The following is a 25,533-nucleotide window of genomic DNA, read 5'->3' as shown; positions in this document are numbered from 1 at the left end:
CACGAGAGTCCACCACGTGGACAGTTGTCGCGGCCGGCGACCTCTCGCTGCAGCGACAACCCACCAGGTGGCGCGCTGTCGCGGCCGGGGGCGTGAGTGGCCCTGCGAGGATGACGCCATGAGCACCGGAACCCTCGTCCTGGCAGCCACCCCGATCGGCGACCCGCGGGACGCCGCGCCGCGCCTGGCGCAGGAGCTGGCGACCGCCGACGTCGTCGCGGCCGAGGACACCCGCCGTCTGCGCCGGTTGCTCACCGACATCGCCGTCACCCCGACCGGGTCCGTCGTCAGCTACCACGAGCACAACGAGGCCGCCCGCACCCCGGACCTCGTCGGCCGCCTCGTCGCGGGGGAGCGCGTCGTCGTCGTCACGGACGCCGGGATGCCGTCCGTCTCCGACCCCGGCTACCGTCTCGTCGCTGCTGCGGTCGAGGCAGGAGTACGCGTGACGTGCGTTCCCGGGCCGAGCGCCGTCCTCATGGCGCTGGCCGTCTCGGGGTTGCCCGTCGACCGGTTCTGCTTCGACGGTTTCCTCCCGCGCAAGCCGGGGGAGCGCGCCAAGGTCCTCGCCGAGGTCGCCGAGGAGCGTCGCACCATCGTCTTCTTCGAGGCGCCGCACCGGCTGGCCGAGACGCTCGCGGCGATGCGGGACGCCTTCGGGCCGGAGCGTCGGGCAGCCGTGTGCCGCGAGCTGACGAAGACCTACGAGGAGGTCCGACGCGGCACTCTCGGCGAGCTCGTCGCCTGGGCGCAGGACGGCGTCAAGGGCGAGATCACGGTCGTCGTGGCGGGCGCCGAGCGGGTGGTGCCCTCCCTCGAGGAGGCCGTTGCCGGCATACGACAGCGGGTGGATGCCGGGGAGCGGCTCAAGGACGTCGCGGCCGATGTCGCGTCGCGGACGGGCCTGTCCAAGAAGGCGCTCTACGACGCCTCGCTCGCGGCGCGCTGAGCCGCGAACGCGCCCGTCGGAACGTCTCGACAGGCGAGCCCCTTGCCGCGGGGGGAACAGCGGGTCAGGCTTGCGTAGTTCTCTTCCCGGAGGCCGGCGACCCGTCCGGCCGCGTCGACAGCACAGCGAAGGAGCACGGCATGGCTACCACCCGCACCGCCAGCACGCACTGGGAGGGCTCCCTGTTCGAGGGGTCCGGCCAGGTGAGCCTCGAGAGCTCGGGCATCGGCACGTACGACGTCAACTGGCCTTCGCGGGCGGAGTCCTCGAACGGCAAGACGAGCCCCGAGGAGCTCATCGCCGCAGCGCACTCCTCGTGCTACTCGATGGCGCTGTCCAACGGGCTCGCTCAGGCCGGCACGCCCGCCACCACGCTCGACACGACGGCCAACGTCACCTTCGTGCCGGGCACGGGCATCACCGAGATCGCGCTCAGCGTCGTCGGTGACGTCCCGGGCATCTCCGCCGAGGACTTCCAGGCGGCCGCCGAGGACGCCAAGACCAACTGCCCCGTGAGCCAGGCCCTCAAGGCCGTCCCGATCTCGCTCGAGGCGCGCCTGGGCTGAGGCCCCACCGTCACGCCGATCGGCGCCGACCCGCACGGTCGGCGCCGATCTGCTTGTGCTGCAGTGATTTCCGGATGGCTCAGGTGGACTCCACCGTGGCCTTGTAGGCGTCGAGCATCGACTGCCAGTTCTGCCCGAACTGCTCAGCCTGCTCCTGCGAGTCGTTACCGTCCTGCTCGAGCGTGACGGTCGTCGGCCCGGAGCCATCGCCCTCGAGCGTGTAGATGATCGTGTGGTAGTTCTCGGGCCGGTCCTCCTGGCCCATCAGGGGGCTGTAGTGCGTGACCGAGAGGCGGCGGGGCGCATCGACCTCGAGCACCTCTCCCTTGTCCTGGTAGGGCTTGCCGTTCATCTCGCCCTGCCACGTGATCGGGCTGCCGACCTGCCAGTCGGTGCTGACCTCGGTGCCCACCATCCACTGCCGGACGGTGTCCGGGTCGGTGAGCGCGTGCCACGCCTGCTGCGGCGTGGCGTCGACCGTGACCTTCGCGTGTGCAACATGACCAGTCATCCCCCTGTCCTACTCCCGTGGGGGCGTCCGTTGGGCGTATGCCGTGTGCCCACTTCGCCTGGGCCGTGACGCGAGCCGTCGGGTGACCGACCGGAAGGCGCGCGCGGGGGAGTCGGACGCCCACCTAGGATTCTCCGCATGAGTCATGTTCTGTCTGCCGTCGCCTGGCCGTACACCAACGGCCCGCGCCACATCGGCCACGTGGCCGGTTTCGGTGTGCCCTCCGACGTGTTCAGCCGGTACATGCGGATGGCCGGGCACGACGTCCTCATGGTGAGCGGCACCGATGAGCACGGCACGCCGATCCTCGTCCTCGCCGAGGAGGAGGGCCTGACGCCGCAGGAGCTCGTCGACAAGTACAACGCGGTCATCGCCCAGGACCTCACCGACCTCGGCCTCTCCTACGACCTCTTCACCCGGACGACGACGCGAAACCACTACGCCGTCGTGCAGGAGATGTTCCGTCAGGTCCACGCCAACGGCTACATGGTCGAGCAGACGACCCGCGGCGCGATCAGCCCGTCGACGGGCCGCACCCTGCCCGACCGCTACATCGAGGGCACCTGTCCCATCTGCTCCTTCCCCGAGGCCCGCGGCGACCAGTGCGACAACTGCGGCAACCAGCTCGACGCCGACGAGCTGATCAACCCCCGCAGCAAGATCAACGGCGAGACGCCGGAGTTCATCGAGACGCAGCACTTCTTCCTCGACCTGCCTGCACTCGCGGGCGCGTTGGGGGAGTGGCTCGACGGCCGCGAGGCATCGGGCTCTTGGCGTCCCAACGTCATCAAGTTCTCCAAGAACCTCCTCAAGGACGTCCGCCCGCGCGCGATGACCCGCGACATCGACTGGGGCATCCCGATCCCGCTCGAGGGCTGGGAGGACAACCCGAGCAAGCGGCTCTACGTGTGGTTCGACGCCGTCATCGGCTACCTCTCGGCGTCGATCGAGTGGGCTCGCCGCGTGGGTGACACGGAGCGCTGGCGCGAGTGGTGGAACGACCCCGAGGCCGTCTCCTACTACTTCCAGGGCAAGGACAACATCACCTTCCACAGCCAGATCTGGCCGGCGGAGCTGCTCGGCTATGCCGGCAAGGGCGACAAGGGCGGCGAGCCGGGGGCGTACGGCACCCTCAACCTGCCCACCGAGGTCGTCGCGAGCGAGTTCATGACGCTCGAGGGCAAGCAGTTCTCGACGTCGCGCAAGCACGTCATCTACGTCCAGGACATCGTCGCGCGCTACGGCCCCGACCCGATCCGCTACTTCATCTGCGCGGCCGGGCCGGAGAACCAGGACGCCGACTTCTCCTGGGCCGAGTTCGTGCAGCGCAACAACAGCGAGCTCGTCGCCGGCTGGGGCAACCTCGTCAACCGCACCGCCGCGATGATCGCGAAGAGCTTCGGCGAGATCCCCCAGCCGTCTGCCCTCGAGCCCGTCGACGAGGAGCTGCTCGCCACCGTGCGGGATGCTTTCGCGACCGTCGGAGCCTCCCTCGAGCGCCACCGGCAGAAGGCCGCCCTCGCGGAGGTCATGCGGGTCGTGGGGGAGGCCAACGCGTACGTCAGCAGGACCGAGCCGTTCAAGCTCAAGGGCGACGACCAGCGCGAGCGGCTCTCCACCGTGCTGCACACCCTGGTCCAGGCCGTCTCAGATATCAATACGCTCATCTCACCGTTCCTGCCGCACGCGGCGAACCGGGTCCATGCGGTGCTGGGCGGCCAGGGCGAGCTCATGCCGATGCCCCGTCTCGAGGTCGTGCGCGACCTCGACGACGACGCGCGCAGCTACCCCGTCATCACCGGCGAGTACTCCTCGACCCCGAGCTGGGAGTCGCGGCCCGTCGTCGTCGGGACGCCCATCGCCAAGCCGTCCGGTGTCTTCGTCAAGCTCGACCCCGAGCAGGTCATCGAGGACGAGCGGGCCCGCCTCGGCGACGCCGCCCCCGGCGGCACGCGACATCACACCGACCCGCTCGCTGCGCCGAAGATGGCACCCCCCAGGCAGGCCGAGCGCACCGACGAGGCGCCGACCGCATGACGCCTCACGCGTCGGGGCAGCGGGGCCTGCCGGAGACCCTGCCGGACCCCTTGCCCATCGACGTCGTCGACAACCACGTCCACCTCGACATCACGCGCGAGGGCGACGAGCCGTTCGACGTGGCCGACGCCATCAAGCGAGCCCGCTCGGTCGGGGTGACGCGGCTCGTCCAGGTCGGCTGCGACCTCGACGGCATCCGTTTCACCATGGATGCCATCGAGGCTCACGACGAGCTGGTCGGCGGAATCGCCTTGCACCCCAACGAGGTTCCTCGCCTGGCAGCCGACGGCCGGCTGGCGGAGGCGTATGCCGAGGTGGAGCGGTGTGCGACCCACGATCGCATCCGCGTCATCGGTGAGACCGGCCTCGACTACTTCCGCACCGACGCCGAGGGCATCCCCGTCCAGCAGGACGGCTTCCGCTGGCACATCGACCTCGCCAAGCGCCTCGGCAAGGCCCTCCAGATCCATGACCGCGATGCCCACGCAGACGTGCTGCGCATCCTCGAGGAGGAGGGGGCGCCCGAGCACACCGTCCTGCACTGCTTCTCCGGTGACCTGACGATGGCCCGTGAGTGCGCCGAGCGCGGCTACTACCTCAGCTTCGCGGGGACCGTGACCTTCAAGAACGCGCGAGACCTGCGGGACGCGCTGACCGCGGTGCCCCTCGACCGTCTGCTCGTCGAGACCGACGCGCCGTACCTCGCGCCGGCCCCGCACCGGGGTGCGACGAACGCCTCGTTCCTCGTGCCGGTGACCATCCGGGCGATGGCCGCCGTGCTCAACCTCGACGTCCCGACGCTGTGCCGCGTCGTGTCCGAGAACAGCGAGCGGGTCTACGGTCCGTGGGGTGCGGAGCGAATCGGGCAAAGCGCCTAGCGCACACTTCTTCGGACGTCCAGCGAGACGTGGCTCCGTTACCAAAATTTGACCTTGGCGTCGTCGGTCGGCCACTCTGTTCGACTGTTGGCCGGTTGCCGCCCCGCATCGACCTCCTCCCGAAGACGTGAGGAGGATGGATCGATAGCGCGTTGCATCCGGATGGTTCGACGTTCGGAGTGACGTGATTTCTCGCAACGCCAAGATCCTGGCCGCCGCTGGTGCGGCCGTCATCCTGACCGGCGGCGCCGTCGGCGCCGCCCAGCTCGACAAGTCCGTCAACCTCTCGGTCGACGGCACGGCAAGCACCGCGCACGTCTTCGGCAGCACCGTGGCAGATGTCCTCGACAGCCAGGGGATCGTGGTCAAGCCCGGCGACGTCGTCGTTCCCGCCGCGAGCGCCCCCATCAGCGACGGTGAGACGATCACCGTCAAGTACGCCCGGCTGCTGACGCTCACGGTGGACGGCAAGACCCGTCAGCTGCGCACCACCGAGACCACGGTCGACGGGGCGCTCCTCGCTCTCGGTCTCCGCGGCGAGGGTGCGCGCCTGTCCGTCTCGCGTTCCGAGACCATCGGTCGTCAGGGACTGACCCTCACCGTCGTCACGCCCAAGGCCGTGACGGTCAACGCCGACGGCAAGAAGACGACGAAGACCATCGCCGCCGCCACCGTCGGAGAGGCGCTGACCCAGCTCGGCGTGCACGTCGGCAAGGCCGACAAGGTCAACCCGCCGCTCACGACGGTCCTGACGTCCGGCAGCACCGTGACGGTGCAGCGCGTCGCGACCCAGGACAAGAGCGTCGCCCAGCAGATCGCCTTCGGCACGACGAAGCAGAGCTCGGGTGACCTCTACCGTGACGAGACGAAGGTCTCGCGCCCCGGTGTCGCCGGTGTCCGCACCGTGACGGTCCGCACCACGGTCGTCGACGGCAAGGTCGTCTCCACCAAGGAGGTCGCCTCCACGGTGACGAAGGCGCCCGTCGACCAGATCGTCCTCGTCGGGACGAAGCCGCGTCCCGCCCCCGCCCCCGCCCCCCAGCCGGTGAGCGCTCCCGCTCCCAGCACGAGCGGCTCGACCGCCGGGCTCGACCTCTCCCGCGCGGCCATGTGGGACAGCATCGCCCAGTGCGAGTCGACCGGGAACTGGCACATCAACACCGGCAACGGCTACTACGGCGGCCTGCAGTTCCTCACCTCGACCTGGCTGGGCTACGGCGGCGGGCAGTTCGCCCCCCGCGCCGACCTCGCCAGCCGTGAGCAGCAGATCACCGTCGCGAACCGCGTCTACGCCGACAACGGCGTCTCGCAGTGGCAGTGCAAGCCCTGACCTGACCTCACACAACCTGATCGAAAGAGCAATCCGTCCGCCCTGCGGACGGATTGCTCTTTCGGTCGTGGCCATAGGGTGTGCGCATGACGAAGAAGGACGCGCCGCACGTCGACGACGCCGCCCTCCTCGGGCCGACCCAGGTGCGCGAGCTCGCCGAGCGTCTCGAGGTGCGACCGACCAAGCAGTGGGGCCAGAACTTCGTCGTCGACGCCAACACGGTGCGCAAGATCGTCCGCGTCGCCGGGGTGGGCCCGCACGACGTCGTCGTCGAGGTCGGACCGGGCCTGGGTTCGCTCACCCTCGCGCTGCTGCCGGTCGTCAAGCACGTCACAGCCGTCGAGGTGGACCCGCGGCTGGCGGGGGCCCTCGAGCAGACCGTGCGGTCGCTACAGCCGGAGAACGCCGACAAGCTGCGCCTCGTCGCGGCCGACGCGCTCACCATCACGAAGCTCCCGGGCCCCGACCCGACGGCTCTCGTCGCCAACCTGCCCTACAACATCTCGGTGCCGGTCGTGCTGTCCTTCCTGCAGCGCTTCCCGACGATCGAGCGGGTCCTGGTCATGGTGCAGCTCGAGGTGGCGGAGCGGCTCGCGGCCAAGCCGGGAAGCAAGATCTACGGCGTACCCAGCCTCAAGGCCGCGTGGTACGCCGATGTCGAGCTCGCCGGCCGCGTGGGTCGCAACGTCTTCTGGCCCGCACCCAACGTGGACTCGGGCCTGGTCGCCCTGCGGCGGCGCAAGCCGCCCAAGACCACGGCCAGCCGCGAAGAGGTCTTCCGCTGCATCGACGCGGCGTTCCTCCAGCGACGCAAGGCGCTGCGCGGCGCGCTCGCGTCCTGGGCCGGTTCCCCGGACGCCGCGGAGCGAGCCCTCGTCGCGGCCGGCGTGGACCCGCGGACGCGCGGTGAGCAGCTCGACATCACGACCTTCGCCCGGATCGCCGAGGCGCGTCCCGAGGCGCCTCCCCAGGATGCCGACGCCGGGCGGCCCCGAGCGCGCCGTCGGGGCCATACGTCCTGACGCGAGCTGGTCGGCGCCTAGGGTGGGCGCATGACTGTCGCTCCGACCCAGCCCGGCGCGGTAACCGTGCGGGTCCCGGCCAAGGTCAACCTCGACCTGCGCGTCGGGCCGCGCCGGCCCGACGGGTTCCATGCCCTCGCGACGGTCTACCAGGCGGTGTCGCTGCACGACGAGGTCTCCGTCACCCGTTGGGACGACTGGCAGGTCATCCCGGCGGGGACGTACGCCGACCGCATCCCGACCAACGGCGACAACCTCGCCGTCCGGGCCGCCCGCCTCGTCGCCGACCGCTGGTCCGTCGACGAGTGCCTCTCGATCCGCATCGACAAGGACATTCCCGTCGCCGGTGGCATGGCCGGCGGCTCGGCCGACGCGGCGGCCGCCCTCGTCGCGTGCGACCAGCTCTGGGGTCTCGGCCTCGACCGTGACGAGCTCGCCGAGCTCGCCGCCAGCCTGGGCAGCGATGTCCCCTTCGTCCTCTCCGGCGGCAACGCGATGGGTTCGGGCCGCGGAGAACAGCTCGCGCCCGTCCTGGCCCGTGGGACCTTCCACTGGGTCTTCGCGATCAGCGACACGGGGCTGTCCACCCCCGAGGTGTATGCCGAGTGCGACCGCCTGCGCGAGCGTGCCGGTGCAGACGTGCCCGAGCCCCGGGTCAGCCCCGAGCTCATGGCGGCCCTGAGATCGGGGGAGCCCGCAGCCCTCGGAGCCGCCCTGCACAACGACCTCGAGCCGGCCGCCTTCTCGCTGCGACCGCAGCTGCGCGAGCTCCGTGACGCGGGCGTCGAGTACGGCGCGCTGGGTGGCATCGTGTCGGGATCGGGCCCGACCGTCGCGTTCCTCACCGAGAGCCGCGAGGCCTCGCTCGACCTCTCGGTGTCGCTCGCGGCCTCCGGGCTGTGCCGCGACCTGCGCCGCGCCAAGGGCCCGGTCCACGGCGCGCACCTCGTCGCCGCGCCCCGCACCACCTCCTGACCCACCCGTCCCCCCCACGATCGAAAGAGCAATCCGTCCGGGGGACGGATTGCTCTCTCGATCGGTTGGGGCGGACGGATTGCTCTTTCGATCGGGTGGGGGCGGACGGATTGCTCTCTCGATCGGGGGACGGCATAGGGTCAGTCAGCGATGGCCAACCTCATCTCCCTCGAACGGGTCTCCCTCGTCTTCGGCACCTCCCATGTGCTCGACGACGTCAGCCTCGGCGTCCTCACGGGCGACCGCATCGGCGTCGTCGGCGTCAACGGCGGCGGCAAGTCCACGTTGCTGCGTGTCATGGCCGGTCTGCAGGATGCCGACTCGGGCCGCATCACGAAGCAGGGCGGCACCGACGGCATCCGCATCGGCATGCTCGCCCAGGAGGACGCGCTCGACCCCTCGTGGACGATCCGTGAGGCCGTGCTCGGCGACCTGCCCGAGCACGTGTGGGCCGGCGACCCCCGCATCCGTGACGTCCTGACCGGCCTGCTGGGTGGCATCGGGGCGGAGAACGTCGGCGGCCTCGACAGCCGCGTCGGCCCGAAGTCCGGTGGCGAGCGCCGCCGCCTCGCCCTGGCCCGACTGCTCGTCTCCGACCCCGAGCTGCTGCTCCTCGACGAGCCGACCAACCACCTCGACGTCGAAGGCGTCGCCTGGCTGGCCGACCACCTCGCCACGAAGCGGCCCCGCCCCGGCAACGCGACCGTGGCGATCACCCACGACCGCTGGTTCCTCGACGCCTACGCGACGATGACGTGGGAGGTCGAGGGTGGCAAGGTCAGCCCGTTCGAGGGAGGGTATGCCGCCTACGTCCTCGCGAAGGCCGAGCGGGACCGTCTCGCCGGGGTGATGGCCGACCGCCGTTCCAACCTGATGCGCAAGGAGCTCGCCTGGCTGCGCCGCGGTGCGCCGGCGCGCACGAGCAAGCCGAAGTTCCGCATCGACGCCGCCAACGCCCTCATCGCCGACGAGCCGGACCCCCGTAACAGCGTCGAGCTCGCGTCGTTCGCGAGCCGCCGTCTCGGCAAGGACGTCCTCGACCTCGAGGACGCGACGGTGTCGGTCGGGCAGCCGCCGAACGAGCGCCGCCTGCTCGACCACGTGACGTGGAGGCTGGCGCCGGGGGAGCGCGTCGGCATCGTCGGTGTCAACGGCGCCGGCAAGTCGACGCTGCTGCGCGCCCTGACGGGGGAGATTCCGCTCGACGACGGCCGGCGCAAGATCGGCAAGACCGTCGCCATCGCCCACCTCACCCAGGAGGTCCGTGAGCTCGAGCGCTTCGAGCAGTGGCGCGTCATCGAGGCCATCGAGGACGTCAAGCAGTGGACGACGCTGGGTGACAAGGAGATCAGCGCCAGCCAGCTCGCCACCCGTCTCGGCTTCCCGGGCGGGCGTCAGCAGTCACGCGTCGGTGACCTCAGCGGTGGTGAGCGACGCCGGCTGCAGCTGACGCGCCTGCTGCTGACCGAGCCGAACGTCCTCATCCTCGACGAGCCCACCAACGACCTCGACATCGAGACCCTCACCTCACTCGAGGACGTCCTCGACGGCTGGGCGGGCACCCTCGTCGTCGTCTCGCACGACCGCTACCTCCTCGAGCGCGTGGCCGACAAGCAGCTGGCCCTGCTCGGTGACGGCAAGCTCCGCGAGCTGCCGGGCGGCGTGGAGGAGTACCTCCGGCTGCGCTCGGCGGACATCGCGAGCCAGGCCGCGCGGTCCGCAGCGGGACCGAAGGGCAGCGGCGGCTCGCCGGCCACGACGAGCGGGCCTGACGGCATACCCCCCGGGTCCGCCACGACGGCGAGCCCGGCCGAGGTGCGCGAGGCCCGCAAGACGATGGCCCGCATCGAGAAGCAGCTCTCGCGCCTCCAGGACCGGGAGGAGCGCCTCCACGGCGACATGGCCGAGAAGGCCACCGACCCCTCGGCGCTCGCCGAACTGGGCGTCAAGCTCCAGGCCGTCGTCACCGAGCGCGAGGAGCTCGAGCTCGAGTGGCTCGAAGCAGCCGAGACCGTCGGCTGACCATCGAAAGAGCAGTTCGTCCGACTCCCTGACGATCGAAAGAGCGATCCGTCCGGACGAGTTGCTCTTTCGATCGGGAAGCCGTTGCCATTTATCTTGACGTCAAGATAAATTGGTGGGCATGGAGATGTACCTGCACCACGTTCAGGTGTCCGGCCCTGCGGGCTGTGAGGACGCCATGCGCGGCTTCTACGTCGGCGTCCTCGACATGACCGAGGTGACCAAGCCCGAGCGTCTCCGCGCGCGAGGCGGCGCCTGGTTCCGGGCCGGCGCGGCCGAGATCCACGTGGGCATCGAGGACGGCTTCGTCCCGGCCCGCAAGGCCCATCCGGGGATCGCCGTCGGGGACGTCGAGGAGCTGGCCCGGGTCGTCGAGGCCGCCGGCGCGCCGCTGGCCTGGGACGACAACATCGCAGGACTGCGCCGCTTCCACACGGTGGACCCGGTCGGCAACCGGCTCGAGTTCCAGCAGGCGCAGCGGTGAGCGGGTGAGGTCCTCAGCCGTGCATGTCGCCGCGTCGAGTCTCCCGGGTCTCGAGGGGGGCGAGCATGCGGCGCAGCAGGCCGGCCAGCTGCGCCCGGTCGGTGGCGGACAGCTCCGACAGGAGCGACTTCTCCTGCTCGATGAGGTCGGCCATCGCCGAGTCGACGACGTCGCGGCCCGCCGGTGTCAGGCGCACGAGCACCCCGCGCCGGTCGCCCGGGTCGGGGCGCCGGTCGACGAACCCGCTGCGCTCGAGCCGGTCGACGCGGTTGGTCATCGTGCCCGACGTGACGAGCGTCTGCTGGACGAGCTGGCCGGGGGAGAGCTCGTAGGGCTCGCCCGCGCGGCGCAGCGCCGAGAGCACGTCGAAGGCCCACCCGTCGAGCAGGTGCTCCGAGAAGGCCGACCCACGGGCCAGGTCGAGCCGGCGCGCCAGCCGAGAGACCCGGGAGAGCACCTCCAGCGGCGACACGTCGAGGTCGGGCCGCTCCCGGCGCCAGGCCGCGACGATCTCGTCGACGTCGTCGGCGGGCCTGCGGTCGGCGCTCATACGCCAATCGTAGTCGCCATCAAGACTCTTGACATCAAACGAAACTGAGGATGACATGACTCCTTCGACGCCTCCGTCCGCCGCTGAGGACGCGCCCGGCGGTACCAGCACCGGCGTCGCCGGCGACCGCACGACCGATGCCGCGTGGGACCCGCGGCAGTATGCCGTCTTCTCGGGTCACCGCGGCCGACCCTTCGCCGACCTGCTGGCTCGGGTGGACGCCGCGTCGCCCAGGCTCGTCGTCGACCTCGGCTGCGGGCCCGGCGAGCTGACCCTCGGCCTCGCCCAGCGCTGGCCCGACGCCCGGATCGTCGGCGTCGACAGCTCGCCCGACATGCTCGCCAGGGCGCGCGAGCTCGACACCGACGGCCGCGTCGAATGGGTCGAGGCGACCGCCGAGGGCTGGGACCCCGCCGAGCTCGGGGCCCCGGTCGACGTCCTCGTCACCAACGCGACGCTCCAGTGGGTGCCCGGGCACCTGCGCCTCATCCCGTCGTGGGTCGAGAGCCTTGCGCCGGGCGGGACGTTCGCGATGCAGGTGCCCTCGAACTTCGACGCCCCCTCGCACCGGCTCATGCGTGAGGTCGCCGCCCGCCACCCACGCGCCGCCGACCTGCGGCCGGGTCTCGACCGTGCCCGTGCCGTGGCGCGCCCGGAGACGTATGCCGCCCTCCTCCTCGACCTCACCCCGGACGCCGACGTGTGGCAGACGACGTACCAGCACGTGCTCGCGGCAGTCCCCGACGGCCCGCACCCCGTGCTCGAGTGGGTCCGGGGCACGGGCCTGCGCCCGGTGCTCGGCGTGCTCGACGACGACGAGCGCGAGGGGTTCGTCGTCGACTACGAGCGCGAGCTCGAGGCGGCATACCCCCGTCGGTCGTTCGGGGTGCTCTTCCCGTTCACGCGGACGTTCGCCGTCGCGCGCACCCCGCGCTGACCCAGTCGTCGGATCAGGGCGGGCTGTCGCCCCGCTCACGTTCCTGGGCGACGACCTCGGCGAGGTCGGCGAGACGGTGGCGCTGCTGGAGTGGCCGGGCCATCCGGTGGTTGCCCTCGAGCCGCTCGGCATTGCGGTCGAGGTAGGCCCAGTAGCCCGCGGTGAACGGGCACGCGTCGTCACCGACGCCCGGCGACTCGCCACCAGGAGGGCTCCGGTGCGTCCCACGTCGAAGTGGGGCCCGAGCTGGTCGGCGAACAGCCAGCGTCTCGTCATCGGGCGGTCATCGGTGTCTCATCGAGGGCACCCGGCCCGTCATGACCGAGACCTCGGACACCCCTCGTGCGGAGCCCATTCGCGGTGGTGGCCTCGTGCCCGGAAAAAATGCCCGCGAATTTCTGGTGTTTTGCCCCATTTTCGGAATTCATGTCATGAAATGGGTCCTGGCACGTCATACAGATGGCGGCACCGCAGGAGTCTCCCGCTTGGTCAGGGGAGGGAGTGACACCTGCGGGGTTGTCCTCGGTGGTGCCGCCAGGTTTCGTCCTTCCGGGTGGTTTCGTGGAGGGGATCGTTCGGGAGGGCGAAACCTGAACCTCGCGGCACCAGCAGGCTGGCTCGTCCCGCGACGACGCGTCAGCGGCGCGGAAGCGTGACGAGCCGGGGAGTGCGCTCGAGGCCGGAGAGGCCGTTCCAGGCGAGGTTGACGAGGTGGGCCGCCACCTGGTCCTTCTTGAACTTGCGGCGGTCCAGCCACCACTGGCCGGTCAGGGCCACCATCCCGACGAGCATCTGCGCGTGGATCGGCGCCGACTTGGGATCGAGCCCGCGCTGCTTGAACTCGGCAGCGAGCAGGTGCTCAACGTGCACGGCCACGTCGCCGAGGACGCTCGCGAACGACCCCGTCGACTGTCCGGGCGGGGAGTCCCGCACGAGGATGCGGAAGCCTGCCGGATCGGTCTCGATGTAGTCGAGCAGGGCCAACGTGGCCCGCTCGAGCAGGACCCGGGCCCCCTCCGGCTCCTCGAGCGCTGCGCCGATGCCGCTCATCAGGGTCTGGATCTCACGGTCGACGACGACGGCGTAGAGGCCCTCCTTGCCACCGAAGTGCTCGTAGACGACAGGCTTGGAGACGTTGGCCTTCGAGGCGACCTCCTCGACGGTCGTGGCCTCGAAACCCTTGTCGGCGAAGAGCTTGCGGCCGACGGCGATGAGCTGTTCGCGGCGCTCCGGTCCGGTCATGCGTGCTCGGGGGCGGGAGCGGTCCGTTCGATCAGCGGTCACGCCGCCATTGTGCAGGCCAGCGGTCCTCTCACGGACCCCGCCGCAGCGGTTCGAGGGCGTCTCGAGAGAACCCGTCATGAAATCTTCGTGAAATCGCGTCATGAACTCGACCACCTGKMCAGGTGGTCGAGCAACCGGCCCTCAACCGTCATCTCCCGACGTCGTGCTCGAGAAGCTCGAACCGAAACGGCCCCATCTCGAGCCGACGTGCCCCACACTGGAGGCGCATACCTCCCGGGAGGGCCCCAGATGACTGCGCACACGATCGCATCGCCCTTCGGGTCCACGTCGGTCGTGGAGCCCGAGACGACGGACTCGGCCGCGTCGAGTGACACCGAGCTCCTCGCTCGTGCGCGTCGCGGAGACGACAGCGCGTTCGCCACCCTGTGGCGGCGGCACCTGCCCGCGGCGTATGCCGTCGCGACGCGCTTCCGTGGCCGGGTGGCGCCAGAGGACCTCGTCGCCGAGGCCTCCGCCCGGATCCTGCGCCTCCTGCGTGAAGGCGGCGGCCCCACCGACAACTTCCGGTCGTACTTCGCCTCGACGGTGCGCACCGTCGGGGTCGACGCGGTGCGGCGTGAGATGAACGTCGTCCCGACCGAGGCTCCCGACCTCGAGATGCTCGCCGCCCCCGAGCCCGACGTGTCGGCCCTGGCCGGCGACGGGGTCGACACCGACATCGTGCGGGCCGCGTTCCGCCTCCTGGGCGACGGCGACCAGCAGCTGCTGTGGCACACCATGGTCGAGGGTTCCGCCCCTCGCGTCGTCGCGCCGCTGCTCGGGGTGTCGGCCAACGCCGTCAGCGCCCGGGCCATGAGGGCTCGCGACGCGCTGCGCAACAGCTACCTCGACGTCTGGGTGCAGCGACGCGTCCCCGCCTGCGGGGCACCCGAGTGCCGCTGGACGCTCGACCACCTGGGCGGTTTCGTCCGGGGCCGGCTGACCTCGCGGCAACGAGCCCGGGCTGCGGCACACCTCGAGGCGTGCCCCCGTGATGCCTGCCTTGCCGGCGAGCTGCAGCACGTCTACGACCGGTTCGGCGCCCTCACCGGGCCGCTCGTCCTCATCGCCGGGTCGGCCGTGGTCGGCCACCTCGGGCACGGGACGATGGCGGGGCTCGTGAGCAGTGCGGCGGCGGGGACGACCGTTGCAGGAACCGCCGCGGCGGGTGCCACAGCGGGCGCCACAGCCGTCGGCACGGCCGGCGTCGGTGCCACCGCAGCGAGCGCCACGGCGGGCGTCGGCGCCACGGCCTCCGCTGCAGGCGTGGGCGCTGCATCGTCGGGAGTCGTCACGGGCATCGGTGCCGCCACCACGGGGGCGGCCACCGCGACCGTGGCGACCACCTCGGCCACCGTGGCGGCCACCACCGCGACCGCCGTCACAGCTGCCACCGGGACTGCGGCCGTGGCGCTGCCCGTCGCCGCGGGTGTCGCGGGTTCTGCGGTCCTGACCTCAGGGGCCGTTGCCGGTGGTTCCATCCTGGCCGGCTCCACCCTCGGTCCGCCGCTCGCCACCGCCTTCGCCGGCCTCGTCGTCGGGATGGGGGTCGCGGTGGCGCCCGCGGCCGCGCAGCAGCTGCCGCCGCCCGCCCCCGCGGCCGTGGTGGTCACCGCCGGCCCGGCTGTCGCGCCGCCACCGGCCGCTGCCGCGCCGGCCTCGTCCGCATCGGGACCGGCAGCGGCCCCACCAGGAGCGGCCGCACTGGCAGCCGCCGCACCGGCACCTGCCGCGCCCGCACCGCCGCCCTCCCCGACCGACCTCCTGCAGCTCATCGACCTCACCCCGGCCCTGCCGGGTGCGGGCAGTGTCGTGGCGTCGCCCGCGGCTCAGTCGGCTCCTGCGGACACCACGGCTTCGACGGGCACCGGCTCGGCCGCCGTGCCGCCGTCGGCGACCACGGCTCCGACCGACCCGGCCACGACGAACCCGACCACGACGACCCCGACCACGACAGGCTCAGCGCCCGTTGGCGCCGCGACCGGAGCTCCTGCCGGCTCGGCGACAGCTGCCGAGAACGACCTCTCGGTGACGACTCCGACGACGACGCCCTCGCCGGTGCCCGTCCCGCCCGCCGCTGCCCCCGCCGCCGTGGAACCCGCTCCGGCCGCTCCGACGTCGGCGGACACCTCTCCGGCTGACCCGGCGCAGGTGGCCCCGGTCGACCCGACGCCCGCACCTGCCCCTGCTCCCGTCCAGACTCCGGCCGGGCCGGCGCCTGCCCCCACCGCCGACCCGACACCCGCATCGCCCTCGGCCGACGCGGTCGCGCCGGCGTCCGACCCCTCCGGTGGGCTTCAGGCCGCGGCTGCGCCGAGCTCGCCCTGACCGTCCCGCGCCAGATCCGCCGCGCCGCTGCACTACCCTGTGCTCGTCCCTCGACGATCCCCGGTTGGTCTGCCGGCAGGGCCCGCCTGACTTTGAATCAGGACAAGCGACGCAGGTTCGACTCCTGCCCGGGGAGCAGTCGCACGTCGAGCGGGGCCCGCGATGTCCACGCGGCCCGCTCGGCGGCATACGCACCCTCGGGCGACGTACGCGAGGTGCAACTCCGTGTGGAGGGGATCACGGTGGAGCCCGGGGCGGGACGGCGACCCCAGCCCCACGGGTAGCATGGCCGAGGCGCACCCCGGCGCCGACGTCGGCCGGGGTCGTACGCACCCGAGTGCACCCCGATCCACCCAAAGGAGCTGCGCCCTGTGAGCGATCGACGGCCCACCGCCGTGATCGTCCTCGCCGCCGGTGAGGGCACACGCATGAAGTCAACGACCCCCAAGGTCCTCCACACGATCGGTGGCCGCAGTCTCGTGGCCCACGCGATCCGCGCGGCCCGGGGCACGAGCCCGCAGCACCTCGCCGTCGTCGTGCGCCACGAGCGCGACCGCGTCGCAGAGCACGTGAGGCAGGTCGACCCCGAGGCGGTCGTCGCCGACCAGGACGACGTCAAGGGGACCGGCCGCGCCGTCGAGTGCGCCCTCGACGCGCTGCCCGCCGACCTGTCCGGCACCGTGGTCGTCACGTACGGCGACGTCCCGCTGCTGACGAGCGAGACGCTCGAGGGACTCGTCGCGGCGCACCACGAGTCCAGCAGCGCCGTCAGCGTGATCACCGCGACGCTCGAGGACCCGACGGGCTACGGCCGCGTCATCCGTGAGGCCGACGGCTCGGTCGTCGCGATCGTCGAGCAGAAGGACGCCGACGAGCACCAGCGGGCCATCCGTGAGGTCAACAGCGGGTTGTATGCGTTCGACGCGGCCGTGCTGCGCGACGCCCTCGCCGAGGTGGGCACCGACAACGCCCAGGGCGAGAAGTACCTCACCGACGTCATCGCGATCGCGCGCGGCCGGGGGCTCGGCGTGCGCGCCCACCTCGTCGCCGACCTGTGGCAGACCGAGGGTGTCAACGACAAGGTGCAGCTGGCCCGCCTTGGTGCCGAGCTCAACCGCCGCACCGTCGAACAGGCCATGCGCGACGGCGCGATCGTCATCGACCCCGCCACGACGTGGCTCGACGCGGACGTGACGATCGGACCCGACACCGTCGTGCGCCCCAACACCCAGGTCCTCGGCGCCAGCACCATCGGCCGCGACTGTGTCATCGGTCCCGACACGACCCTGACCGACGTCGAGGTCGGCGACGGCGCGAGCGTGGTCCGCACGCAGGCCGAGCTCGCCGAGATCGGGCCCGGCGCCACGGTCGGCCCCTTCTCGTTCCTGCGGCCCGGCACGCGTCTCGGCGCGAAGGGCAAGATCGGCGGCTTCGTCGAGACGAAGAACGCCGTCATCGGGGAGGGCGCCAAGGTGCCGCACCTGACCTACTGCGGCGACGCGACGATCGGCCCGGGCGCCAACATCGGTGCGGGCACGATCTTCGCCAACTACGACGGCGTCACGAAGGGCCACACCGACGTCGGAGCCCACAGCTTCGTCGGCAGCAACTCCGTCATCGTCGCACCACGCACCATCGGTGACGGTGCCTACGTCGCGGCCGGCTCGGCCGTCGTCAGCGACGTGGCACCCGGCCAGCTTGCCGTCACGCGGGCCCAGCAGCGCAACGTCGACGGCTGGGTCGCTCGCCGTCGCGCCGGCACGAAGACGGACGAGGCCGCCCGAGCCGCCCAGCGACAGCCGACCACCGAGACGAAGGACGCGCAAGCATGAGCGGCATCAACAAGGCGACCGAGAAGCACCTGATGGTCTTCTCCGGCCGGGCGCACCCGCAGCTCGCCCAGGAGGTCGCGAAGGCGCTCGGCACCGATCTGGTGCCGACCTCGGCCTACGACTTCGCCAACGGCGAGATCTATGTGCGCTACGAGGAGTCGGTGCGCGGCTCCGACGCCTTCGTCATCCAGAGCCACACCGCTCCGATCAACGAGTGGATCATGGAGCAGCTCATCATGATCGACGCGCTCAAGCGCGCCTCGGCCAAGCGCATCACGGTCGTGCTGCCCTTCTACGGCTACGCCCGGCAGGACAAGAAGCACCGCGGCCGCGAGCCGATCTCGGCGCGCCTCATGGCCGACCTGTTCAAGACGGCCGGGGCCAACCGGCTCATGGCCATCGACCTGCACACCGCGCAGATCCAGGGCTTCTTCGACGGCCCCGTCGACCACCTCATGGCGATGCCGATCCTCGCCGACTACGTCGGCAGGAAGTACGGCCACCTCGACCTCGCCGTCGTGTCACCCGACGCCGGCCGCATCAAGGTCGCCGAGGACTGGAGCTCACGCCTCGGCGGCGCTCCGCTCGCCTTCATCCACAAGACGCGTGACATCAACCGGCCCAACGAGGTCGTTGCGAACCGCGTCGTCGGCGAGATCAAGGGCCGCACCTGCGTGCTCGTCGACGACATGATCGACACCGCCGGCACCATCACCAAGGCGGCCGACGCCCTGATGGACCAGGGCGCTGCGGGCGTCATCATCGCCGCCACGCACGCGATCCTCTCGGGCCCGGCCGTCGACCGCCTCAAGGCGTGCAAGGTCGAGGAGGTCATCGTCACGAACACCCTCCCGATCCCCGACGACCGCCGCTTCGACAAGCTCGAGGTCCTCTCCATCGCCCCGCTCGTCTCGATGGCGATCAAGGAGGTCTTCGAGGACGGTTCCGTGACGAGCCTCTTCGACGGCAGGGCCTGACGCTCGGGGGCTCACGGCCGCGGACGGCCTGCGCCCCCGAGTGCCCCCGAAAGGCCCGCGGGGTTGGTGGAGCGCCAAAGACGGAGGGCGTATGCCTTGGGCCCGGACGCGCGGCATACGCCCCTCGTGCGTGGGGCGGTCTCAGGCGAGGGCGGACCGGCGGGCGCGGTAGGCGGCGGTGTGGGCCCGCGCCGCACACCCGCCTTCGCAGAAGCGACGCGACCGGTTGCGCGAGAGGTCGACGACCACGTCGTCGCAGTCGGCCGCCTCGCACACGCGGAGTCGGTCGAGCTCGCCCGCCCGCACGACGTCGATGACCGCGATCGCCGCCTCGACGGCCATCCGTCGGGGGAGCGGGGCGTTGGCCGGTGTCGCGTGGACGTGCCAGCCGACGCCGTCGTGGTCGACGAGCTGGGGGACGGCGCGGGCCTCGGCGAGCAGCTCGTTGACGAGGTCGACGACGGCGGCCTCGTCGAGCTCCCAGAAGCCGCGCAGCCGGGGGCGCAGCGCGCGGACCGCCTCGAGCTCGGCGGCATCGCGGTCGAAGCGCCCGGTCCAGCCCTGGTCATGGTAGAGCGCCGCAAGCTCGTCGAGGCTCGTCAGGCGGTCGGGGTCGCGGTCGCCGGGCACCGACCCGGGCATCGTGTTGACGAGGGCAGCGGCGGCGGCGAGGGCAACCTCGGTGTCATGGGTGAAAGGCATGTTGACTCCTGACGGCGGCGGTCGCTACTGTCATGAGTGTAATCAGTTTTGATACTGACATCAGGCAGGGCGGGGACGAGCCCGCCGGCCGGAGCAACGAGGACTGTCATGGCGGAGCGCATCCGGGTCGGAACGTCCGTGGTGGCTCCGGCCACCGGAAGTGGCGACGCGGCGCCGACGGCGCCGACGGCCCTGCCGGCCTCGCCCGTCCGACGGAATCGGCCGGTCCGGCACCCGCTCGTCGGACTGGGGGTCGCGCTCGCGTCGGCCGCGGCGTTCGCCACGTCGGGCGCCTTCGGCAAGTCGCTGCTCGTCGGCGGCTGGTCTCCGGGCGCCGTCGTGACCCTGCGCGTCACCCTGGCGGCCCTCGTGCTGCTCGGTCCGGCGCTGTGGTCGCTCCGCGGTCGGTGGGCGGCCTTGCGGCGCAACGTCTGGGTCGTCATCGGCTACGGCCTGACCGGGGTCGCGGGCTGTCAGCTCGCCTACTTCAACGCGGTGACCCACCTCTCCGTCGGCGTGGCCCTGCTGCTCGAGTACCTCGCCCCCATCCTCATCGTCGGCTGGCTCTGGGCGCGGCACCGGCAGGCCCCGCGCCGCCTGACGCTGGCCGGGGTGGCGCTCGCCGTCGCCGGGCTGTTCCTCGTCCTCGACGTCGTCGGTGGCGCGAGCATCAGCCTCGTCGGTGTCCTCTGGGGCCTCTGCGCCGCCGTCTGCCTCGTCCTCTACTTCCTGCTCGCCGACCACGTCGACGACGACGTGCCACCGATCGCCCTCGCCGGTGGCGGCCTCGCCGTCGGTGCAGCGGCCCTGGGGCTCGCGGGCCTCGTCGGCGTGCTCGACATGACGCGGGGGGCCACCAGCGTGCCGCTGGGTGGTGTCGTCGTGCAGTGGTGGGTGCCGGTGCTCGTCATCGCCCTCGTGGCTGCGGCGTTCGCCTACGTCACGGGCATCGCGGCGGTGCGCATGCTCGGCGCCAAGGTGGCCTCGTTCGTGGCGCTCACCGAGGTCCTCTTCGCGGTGCTCTTCGCGTGGCTCGTCCTCGCCGAGCTGCCGACGAGCGTCCAGCTGCTCGGTGGGGTGCTCATCGTCGTCGGGCTCGTTGCCGTCCGCGCGGACGAGGCGCGGGCGCTGCCCGGTCCCGACGCGCTCCCGCCCTGCGCCGATGAGCCCTAGCCCACGGATTTCGCTGCCCGGGCGTCCGTCGCGTAAGATCGAGCAGTTGCCTCGGCGAGGGACGGTGCACGGCTGCCACAGCAGGACGTGACGAGGTCCGTGATCGACGCGGTGGCCTGACGTGGAGCTCTCCATGGTTGGGTTCGCCTCTGCGTGCGGACCACATGACCGGACCGCTCCGTCACTGCCGATCACCGCGCGTCGTCCCGCGTCGAGGCCGACCACCCAGAGACCCGCCTCACCCGAGATCCCCAGGAGACTCCTGTGTCTGACACCTCCAAGCTCGTCGCCGAGAAGCGCACCGACTTCGGCAAGGGGGCCGCCCGCAAGATCCGCCGCGCCGGCAACATCCCCGCCGTCATGTACGGCCACGGCACGGACCCCGTGCACATCTCGCTGCCCGGCCACGACACGATGATGGCCCTCAAGCAGGCCAACGCCTTGCTCACCATCGTCATCGACGGCAAGGAGCAGCTCGCCCTCGCCAAGGACGTCCAGCGCGACGCGATCAAGCCGGTCATCGACCACGTCGACCTCGTCGTCGTCCGCAAGGGCGAGAAGGTCACCGTCGACGTCGCCGTGCACCTCGAGGGCGAGGCCGCTCCCGAGACCGTCGTCACGCTCGACCACAACACCCTGCAGATCGAGGCTCCGGCCACGAGCATCCCCGAGAACGTCGTCGTCTCCGTCGAGGGCCTCGAGGCCGGCACGCAGATCCTCGCCGGTGCCGTCGAGCTGCCCGAGGGTGCGACGCTGGTCACCGACCCCGAGGCTCTCGTCGTCAACGTGACGCAGGCCATCTCCGCCGAGGCCCTCGAGGCCGAGCTCGCCGAGGCCGAGGCCGAGGCCGGCATCGAGCGCGAGGAGTCCGAGGAGGAGGCCGCCGCCGAGGGTGCCGAGAGCGCCCCCGCCGAGGGCGCCGAGGCCGAGGGCGACGAGGCCTGAGCCACACCAGGAGTGGCGCGCGTCGCCACCCGATGCGTCTGCGGGTCCCGCTCGAGCTCCGGCTTGGCGGGGCCCGCACCCGCACCCGCCCGACAACGAACTGACCAGTGATCGAGGACCCCATGGACACCTGGCTCGTCGTCGGGCTCGGCAACCCGGGGCCGGAGTATGCCGGCAACCGGCACAACGTCGGTGCGATGACCGTCGAGGAGCTCGCCGGCCGTGACGCCACCGGCGGCCGGCCCTCGTTCAAGGCGCACAAGGTCCGCGCCCGGGTCGCCGAGGTGCGCCTCAAGCTCGCCGGTCCCAAGGTCGTCCTGGCTGTCCCGTCGACCTACATGAACGTCTCGGGCGCTCCGGTCGCGGGCCTCCTGAAGTACTACGACGTCCCCGCCGAGCGCCTCGTCGTCATCCACGACGAGCTCGACATCGACGCCGGTGTCGTCCGCCTCAAGAAGGGCGGCGGTGAGGGCGGGCACAACGGCCTGCGCTCGATCTCGCAGTCGATCGGCACCAAGGACTACCTCCGCGTCCGCCTCGGGATCGGCCGGCCTCCGGGACGCCAGGATCCCGCCGACTTCGTCCTCAAGGACTTCTCCAAGGCCGAGCGCGCGGACGTGCTGCCCTTCCTTCTCGACGACGGGGCCGACGCCGTCGAAGCGCTCATCGAGGTCGGGCTCCTCGACGCCCAACAGCGGTTCCACGCCCCTCGCTGACCTCGAAGGTCCGCCGGATCTCTTTGGGCCTCAGCCGAATTGGTGATCCGAGCGCTGTGGCACGACCGTGCGCCACGTCGCAGCCTTAGGCGAACCACCAGCGGCGCAAACGTGCAAACGGCACCTTTGCGCATTCCCCGGACACGCCTGCGACCCGGTCGTAGCATGAATCCAATGCACGGCGGGGCGCCAACAGGGATCGCCGCCGCAGATGTCGCGGGGGGCCGCTGATCACGCAGACGCCGTCACAGGTGACGGCGGGCGTGACGCCGATCCCACGCGTCCAGAATCGGATGTGCCGGGGGGGTACAGATGAGTTTTTCGGACGGGCGCGAGCATGCCGCGCAACGGGTTTCGACGGCATCGGGGGATGACGACGACCCGCTGGATGATGCGCGACTCGCGCGTCGGCTGGCTGAGTCGGCAGGGCGGGTGCTGCTCGAGCTGCGCCGCGACCAGCCCGACCTCGACCCGTCGGCGCTCAAGGCGGCGGGCGACCAGCGGTCGCAGGAGCACCTGGCCGCGCAGCTGCAGCGACATCGGCCGGCGGACTCGGTGCTGAGCGAGGAGGCGACCGACGACACGACGCGTCTGGACGCAGACCGCGTCTGGATCATCGACCCGTTGGACGGCACGCGTGAGTTCTCCGAGATCCCACGTGAGGACTGGGCCGTCCACGTCGCCCTCTGGGAGGGTGGCGAGCTCGTCGCCGGCGCCGTGGCGCGACCGGCCATGGGTGACACCTTGGCCACCGACGACCCTCCGTCCCTGCCGGCGGCGGTCCAGGGGCCGATCCGGCTCGCTGTCAGCCGAACCCGGCCGCCCGCCTTCGTCTCCGCTCTCGCGGAGCGCCTCGGCGCGGAGCTCGTGCCGATGGGGTCGGCAGGAGTCAAGGCCACGGCGGTGCTGGATGGGACCGTCGACGCCTACGTCCACGCCGGGGGCCAGTACGAGTGGGACTCGGCCGCACCGGTAGCGGTGGCCCGCAGCGCTGGTCTGCACGCCAGCCGCATCGACGGTTCGCCCCTTCGCTACAACCAGCCGGACCCGCTGCTCCCCGACCTGCTGATCTGCCGCCCGGAGCACGCCGATCTGCTCCTGGCAGCCATGTCCGCCCTGAGAGACGAGGACGATTCGAAGTGACGCCACCAACGCACGACTACCAGCTGAGCCAGCTCGACCTGCTCGAGGCCGAGGCCATCTACATCATGCGAGAGGTGGTCGCCGAGTTCGAGCGGCCGGTGCTGCTGTTCTCGGGCGGCAAGGACTCCATCGTCATGCTGAAGCTGGCCGAGAAGGCCTTCCACCCGGCGCGGATCCCGTTCGCGGTGATGCACGTCGACACCGGCCACAACTTCGACGAGGTGCTCGCCCTGCGGGACAAGCGGGTCGACGAGCTGAAGGTGCAGCTCATCGTCGCCAGCGTCCAGGAGGCGATCGACGCCGGCACGGTGTGCGAGCCGCCGGACGGGACCCGCAACCGCATCCAGACACCTGTGCTGCTCGACGCTCTCGACAAGCACCGGTTCACCGCCATCTTCGGTGGGGCGCGACGCGACGAGGACAAGGCGCGGGCCAAGGAGCGGATCTTCTCCTTCCGTGACGAGTTCGGACAGTGGGACCCGAAGAACCAGCGCCCGGAGCTCTGGAACCTCTACAACGGGCGGATCCACACGGGGGAGAGCATCCGCGTCTTCCCCCTGTCGAACTGGACCGAGCTCGACATCTGGCACTACATCAAGCGCGAGGACATCGAGCTCCCCTCGATCTACTACGCGCACGAGCGCGAGGTGTTCGACCGGGACGGGATGCTGTTCGCGGTCCACGAGACGAAGCAGCCCAAGCCCGGCGAAGAGGTGTTCACCGCGATGGTGCGGTACCGCACTGTCGGCGATGCGAGCCTCACGGCCGCCGTGCGATCCGAGGCCGACACCGTCGACCTCGTCATCGCCGAGGTGGCCTCGACCCGCGTGACCGAGCGCGGCGCGACCCGTGGGGACGACAAGTTCAGTGAAGCGGCCATGGAAGACCGGAAGCGTGAGGGGTACTTCTGAAATGATGGACATCCTGAGGTTCGCCACGGCGGGCTCGGTGGACGACGGCAAGAGCACCTTGATCGGCCGCCTGCTCTACGACACCAAGACCGTGTTCCAGGACCAGATCGAGGCCGTCGAGAAGGTCAGCCACGACCGGGGCGACGACTACGTCGACCTCGCGCTGCTCACCGACGGGCTGCGTGCGGAGCGCGAGCAGGGCATCACGATCGACGTGGCCTACCGCTACTTCGCGACGCCCAACCGCAAGTTCATCATCGCGGACACCCCGGGCCACATCCAGTACACCCGCAACATGGTGACCGGCGCCTCCACCGCTGACCTGGCCCTCGTGCTCGTCGACGCTCGCAAGGGCCTGGTCGAGCAGAGCAGGCGACACGCCTTCCTCGCCACCCTGTTGCAGGTGCCGCACCTGGTGCTCGTGGTGAACAAGATGGACCTCGTCGACTTCTCCCAGGAGGTCTACGAGAAGATCCGCGACGAGTTCACCCAGTTCGCCGCCAAGCTGCGGGTGCCTGACCTGACCGTCATGCCGGTGTCGGCCCTCAACGGCGACAACGTCGTGACCCGTTCGGAGAACATGCCGTGGTACGACGGGCCGAGCCTGTTGCACCACCTCGAGAACGTCCACGTCGCCAGCGACCGCAACCTCATCGACGTCCGCTTCCCGGTGCAGTACGTCATCCGCCCGCAGTCCGACGCGTGGCACGACTACCGGGGATACGCCGGGCAGGTGCTCGGCGGCATCCTCAAGAAGGGTGACGAGGTGATGGTGCTGCCGTCGGGCTTCACCAGCAGGATCCTGTCCGTCGAGACCGCTGACGGAGAGGTCGACGAGGCCTACCCGCCGATGTCGGTGACCGTCCGGCTCGAGGACGAGATCGACGTCTCGCGGGGCGACATGATCTGCCGGCCGAACAACCAGCCGACCGTGGCCCAGGACCTCGACGCGATGATCTGCTGGATGGACGAGTCCGCCCCGATGCGTCTCGGAGGCAAGTACTGCATCAAGCACACCACCCGCACCGCTCGAACGATCGTGAAGGCGCTGCAGTACCGCCTCGATGTCAACACCCTGCACCGTGACGAGGAGGCGAACCAGCTGTCGCTCAACGAGATCGGTCGGGTGCGGCTGCGCACGACGGTTCCGCTCATGGCCGACGACTACTCCCGCAACCGCAACACAGGCGGCTTCGTCCTCGTCGACGAGGCGACCAACCGCACCGTCGCCGCCGGCATGATCACCGACAACGTCCGGTGA

23 protein-coding genes and 1 tRNA gene are annotated in these 25,533 nt (G+C 71.1%); 20 read left to right on the top strand and 4 right to left on the bottom strand.

What is annotated here, in order from left to right:
* Positions 1-118 precede the first annotated feature (118 nt).
* Both rsmI and AC1DIW_RS12330 read left to right on the top strand, forming a co-directional pair.
* On the top strand, positions 119-949 hold the full coding sequence (gene rsmI, locus AC1DIW_RS12335; protein ID WP_478108476.1) for a 16S rRNA (cytidine(1402)-2'-O)-methyltransferase: 831 nt from the start codon (positions 119-121) through the stop codon (positions 947-949).
* Between the two features lie 140 nt (positions 950-1,089).
* The gene (locus AC1DIW_RS12330) at positions 1,090-1,515 is read left to right on the top strand and encodes an OsmC family protein (protein ID WP_330476399.1); all 426 of its coding nucleotides are present in this window, start codon (positions 1,090-1,092) and stop codon (positions 1,513-1,515) included.
* Between the two features lie 79 nt (positions 1,516-1,594).
* Here the strand turns inward: AC1DIW_RS12330 and AC1DIW_RS12325 are convergent, their stop codons facing one another.
* Complete coding sequence (locus tag AC1DIW_RS12325; protein ID WP_478108474.1) at positions 1,595-2,026, bottom strand: SRPBCC domain-containing protein; 432 nt, start codon at positions 2,024-2,026, stop codon at positions 1,595-1,597.
* A gap of 138 nt (positions 2,027-2,164) precedes the next feature.
* On the opposite strand from AC1DIW_RS12325, the gene metG reads away from it, so the two are divergent.
* The 7 genes from metG to AC1DIW_RS12290 all read left to right on the top strand — a co-directional run bounded on the left by metG (position 2,165) and on the right by AC1DIW_RS12290 (position 10,774).
* Positions 2,165-4,063, top strand: coding sequence for a methionine--tRNA ligase (metG, locus tag AC1DIW_RS12320; RefSeq protein ID WP_478108472.1), 1,899 nt, complete (start codon positions 2,165-2,167; stop codon positions 4,061-4,063).
* Positions 4,060-4,941: a TatD family hydrolase gene (locus AC1DIW_RS12315; RefSeq protein WP_478108471.1), complete on the top strand. Its 882-nt coding sequence runs from the start codon at positions 4,060-4,062 to the stop codon at positions 4,939-4,941. The genes metG and AC1DIW_RS12315 overlap by 4 nt, the downstream gene beginning before the upstream one ends.
* A gap of 184 nt (positions 4,942-5,125) precedes the next feature.
* A complete protein-coding gene (locus tag AC1DIW_RS12310) occupies positions 5,126-6,271 on the top strand; it encodes a transglycosylase family protein (protein ID WP_478108470.1) in 1,146 nt (381 codons plus the stop codon).
* Between the two features lie 86 nt (positions 6,272-6,357).
* Positions 6,358-7,293, top strand: coding sequence for a 16S rRNA (adenine(1518)-N(6)/adenine(1519)-N(6))-dimethyltransferase RsmA (gene rsmA, locus AC1DIW_RS12305; protein ID WP_478108468.1), 936 nt, complete (start codon positions 6,358-6,360; stop codon positions 7,291-7,293).
* Between the two features lie 30 nt (positions 7,294-7,323).
* Positions 7,324-8,268: a 4-(cytidine 5'-diphospho)-2-C-methyl-D-erythritol kinase gene (locus tag AC1DIW_RS12300; protein ID WP_442281168.1), complete on the top strand. Its 945-nt coding sequence runs from the start codon at positions 7,324-7,326 to the stop codon at positions 8,266-8,268.
* Between the two features lie 150 nt (positions 8,269-8,418).
* Complete coding sequence (locus tag AC1DIW_RS12295; RefSeq protein ID WP_478108467.1) at positions 8,419-10,290, top strand: ABC-F family ATP-binding cassette domain-containing protein; 1,872 nt, start codon at positions 8,419-8,421, stop codon at positions 10,288-10,290.
* A gap of 121 nt (positions 10,291-10,411) precedes the next feature.
* Positions 10,412-10,774 (top strand): VOC family protein, encoded by a 363-nt coding sequence (locus tag AC1DIW_RS12290; protein ID WP_442281170.1) that lies wholly within the window; start codon positions 10,412-10,414, stop codon positions 10,772-10,774.
* Between the two features lie 13 nt (positions 10,775-10,787).
* Here AC1DIW_RS12290 and AC1DIW_RS12285 read toward each other — a convergent pair whose 3' ends face one another.
* Positions 10,788-11,324: a MarR family winged helix-turn-helix transcriptional regulator gene (locus AC1DIW_RS12285; RefSeq protein WP_442281171.1), complete on the bottom strand. Its 537-nt coding sequence runs from the start codon at positions 11,322-11,324 to the stop codon at positions 10,788-10,790.
* 55 nt (positions 11,325-11,379) lie between these two features.
* Here AC1DIW_RS12285 and AC1DIW_RS12280 point away from each other — a divergent pair, with 55 nt between their 5' ends.
* The gene (locus AC1DIW_RS12280) at positions 11,380-12,261 is read left to right on the top strand and encodes a methyltransferase domain-containing protein (protein ID WP_478108465.1); all 882 of its coding nucleotides are present in this window, start codon (positions 11,380-11,382) and stop codon (positions 12,259-12,261) included.
* 636 nt (positions 12,262-12,897) lie between these two features.
* On the opposite strand, the gene AC1DIW_RS12275 is transcribed toward AC1DIW_RS12280, so the two are convergent.
* On the bottom strand, positions 12,898-13,503 hold the full coding sequence (locus tag AC1DIW_RS12275; protein WP_478108853.1) for a TetR/AcrR family transcriptional regulator: 606 nt from the start codon (positions 13,501-13,503) through the stop codon (positions 12,898-12,900).
* A 291-nt stretch (positions 13,504-13,794) separates the two neighbouring features.
* On the opposite strand from AC1DIW_RS12275, the gene AC1DIW_RS12270 reads away from it, so the two are divergent.
* The 4 genes from AC1DIW_RS12270 (at position 13,795) to AC1DIW_RS12255 (ending at position 18,682) form a co-directional block, all read left to right on the top strand.
* Positions 13,795-15,873 carry a sigma-70 family RNA polymerase sigma factor gene (locus AC1DIW_RS12270; RefSeq protein ID WP_478108464.1) on the top strand — a complete coding sequence of 693 codons (2,079 nt, stop codon included), beginning with the start codon at positions 13,795-13,797 and terminating at the stop codon, positions 15,871-15,873.
* A 57-nt stretch (positions 15,874-15,930) separates the two neighbouring features.
* Positions 15,931-16,009: transfer RNA gene (locus AC1DIW_RS12265), tRNA-Gln, on the top strand.
* A gap of 235 nt (positions 16,010-16,244) precedes the next feature.
* Complete coding sequence (gene glmU, locus AC1DIW_RS12260) at positions 16,245-17,705, top strand: bifunctional UDP-N-acetylglucosamine diphosphorylase/glucosamine-1-phosphate N-acetyltransferase GlmU (RefSeq protein ID WP_442277696.1); 1,461 nt, start codon at positions 16,245-16,247, stop codon at positions 17,703-17,705.
* On the top strand, positions 17,702-18,682 hold the full coding sequence (locus tag AC1DIW_RS12255) for a ribose-phosphate diphosphokinase (RefSeq protein ID WP_442277697.1): 981 nt from the start codon (positions 17,702-17,704) through the stop codon (positions 18,680-18,682). The genes glmU and AC1DIW_RS12255 overlap by 4 nt, the downstream gene beginning before the upstream one ends.
* Before the next feature lie 141 nt (positions 18,683-18,823).
* Here the strand turns inward: AC1DIW_RS12255 and AC1DIW_RS12250 are convergent, their stop codons facing one another.
* Positions 18,824-19,384 carry a CGNR zinc finger domain-containing protein gene (locus tag AC1DIW_RS12250; protein ID WP_478108462.1) on the bottom strand — a complete coding sequence of 187 codons (561 nt, stop codon included), beginning with the start codon at positions 19,382-19,384 and terminating at the stop codon, positions 18,824-18,826.
* A gap of 108 nt (positions 19,385-19,492) precedes the next feature.
* On the opposite strand from AC1DIW_RS12250, the gene AC1DIW_RS12245 reads away from it, so the two are divergent.
* The 6 genes from AC1DIW_RS12245 to cysN all read left to right on the top strand — a co-directional run bounded on the left by AC1DIW_RS12245 (position 19,493) and on the right by cysN (position 25,533).
* Positions 19,493-20,557 (top strand): EamA family transporter, encoded by a 1,065-nt coding sequence (locus tag AC1DIW_RS12245; RefSeq protein WP_478108461.1) that lies wholly within the window; start codon positions 19,493-19,495, stop codon positions 20,555-20,557.
* 264 nt (positions 20,558-20,821) lie between these two features.
* Entirely contained in the window at positions 20,822-21,502 is a 681-nt protein-coding gene (locus AC1DIW_RS12240) for a 50S ribosomal protein L25/general stress protein Ctc (RefSeq protein ID WP_442277700.1), read from the top strand.
* Between the two features lie 122 nt (positions 21,503-21,624).
* Positions 21,625-22,218, top strand: a complete 594-nt coding sequence (gene pth, locus AC1DIW_RS12235; protein WP_478108851.1) for an aminoacyl-tRNA hydrolase — start codon at positions 21,625-21,627, stop codon at positions 22,216-22,218.
* Between the two features lie 312 nt (positions 22,219-22,530).
* The gene (locus tag AC1DIW_RS12230; protein WP_478108459.1) at positions 22,531-23,361 is read left to right on the top strand and encodes a 3'(2'),5'-bisphosphate nucleotidase CysQ; all 831 of its coding nucleotides are present in this window, start codon (positions 22,531-22,533) and stop codon (positions 23,359-23,361) included.
* A gap of 65 nt (positions 23,362-23,426) precedes the next feature.
* Positions 23,427-24,272 carry a sulfate adenylyltransferase subunit CysD gene (cysD, locus tag AC1DIW_RS12225; protein ID WP_478108849.1) on the top strand — a complete coding sequence of 282 codons (846 nt, stop codon included), beginning with the start codon at positions 23,427-23,429 and terminating at the stop codon, positions 24,270-24,272.
* Positions 24,273-24,276: 4 nt separating this feature from the next.
* The gene (cysN, locus tag AC1DIW_RS12220) at positions 24,277-25,533 is read left to right on the top strand and encodes a sulfate adenylyltransferase subunit CysN (RefSeq protein ID WP_442277702.1); all 1,257 of its coding nucleotides are present in this window, start codon (positions 24,277-24,279) and stop codon (positions 25,531-25,533) included.

It is taken from the genome of Terrabacter sp. 01T434 (genome assembly GCF_056398545.1).
The sequence above is the reverse complement of the archived record's forward strand: the minus strand, read 5'-3'. Positions and strand labels throughout refer to the sequence as shown.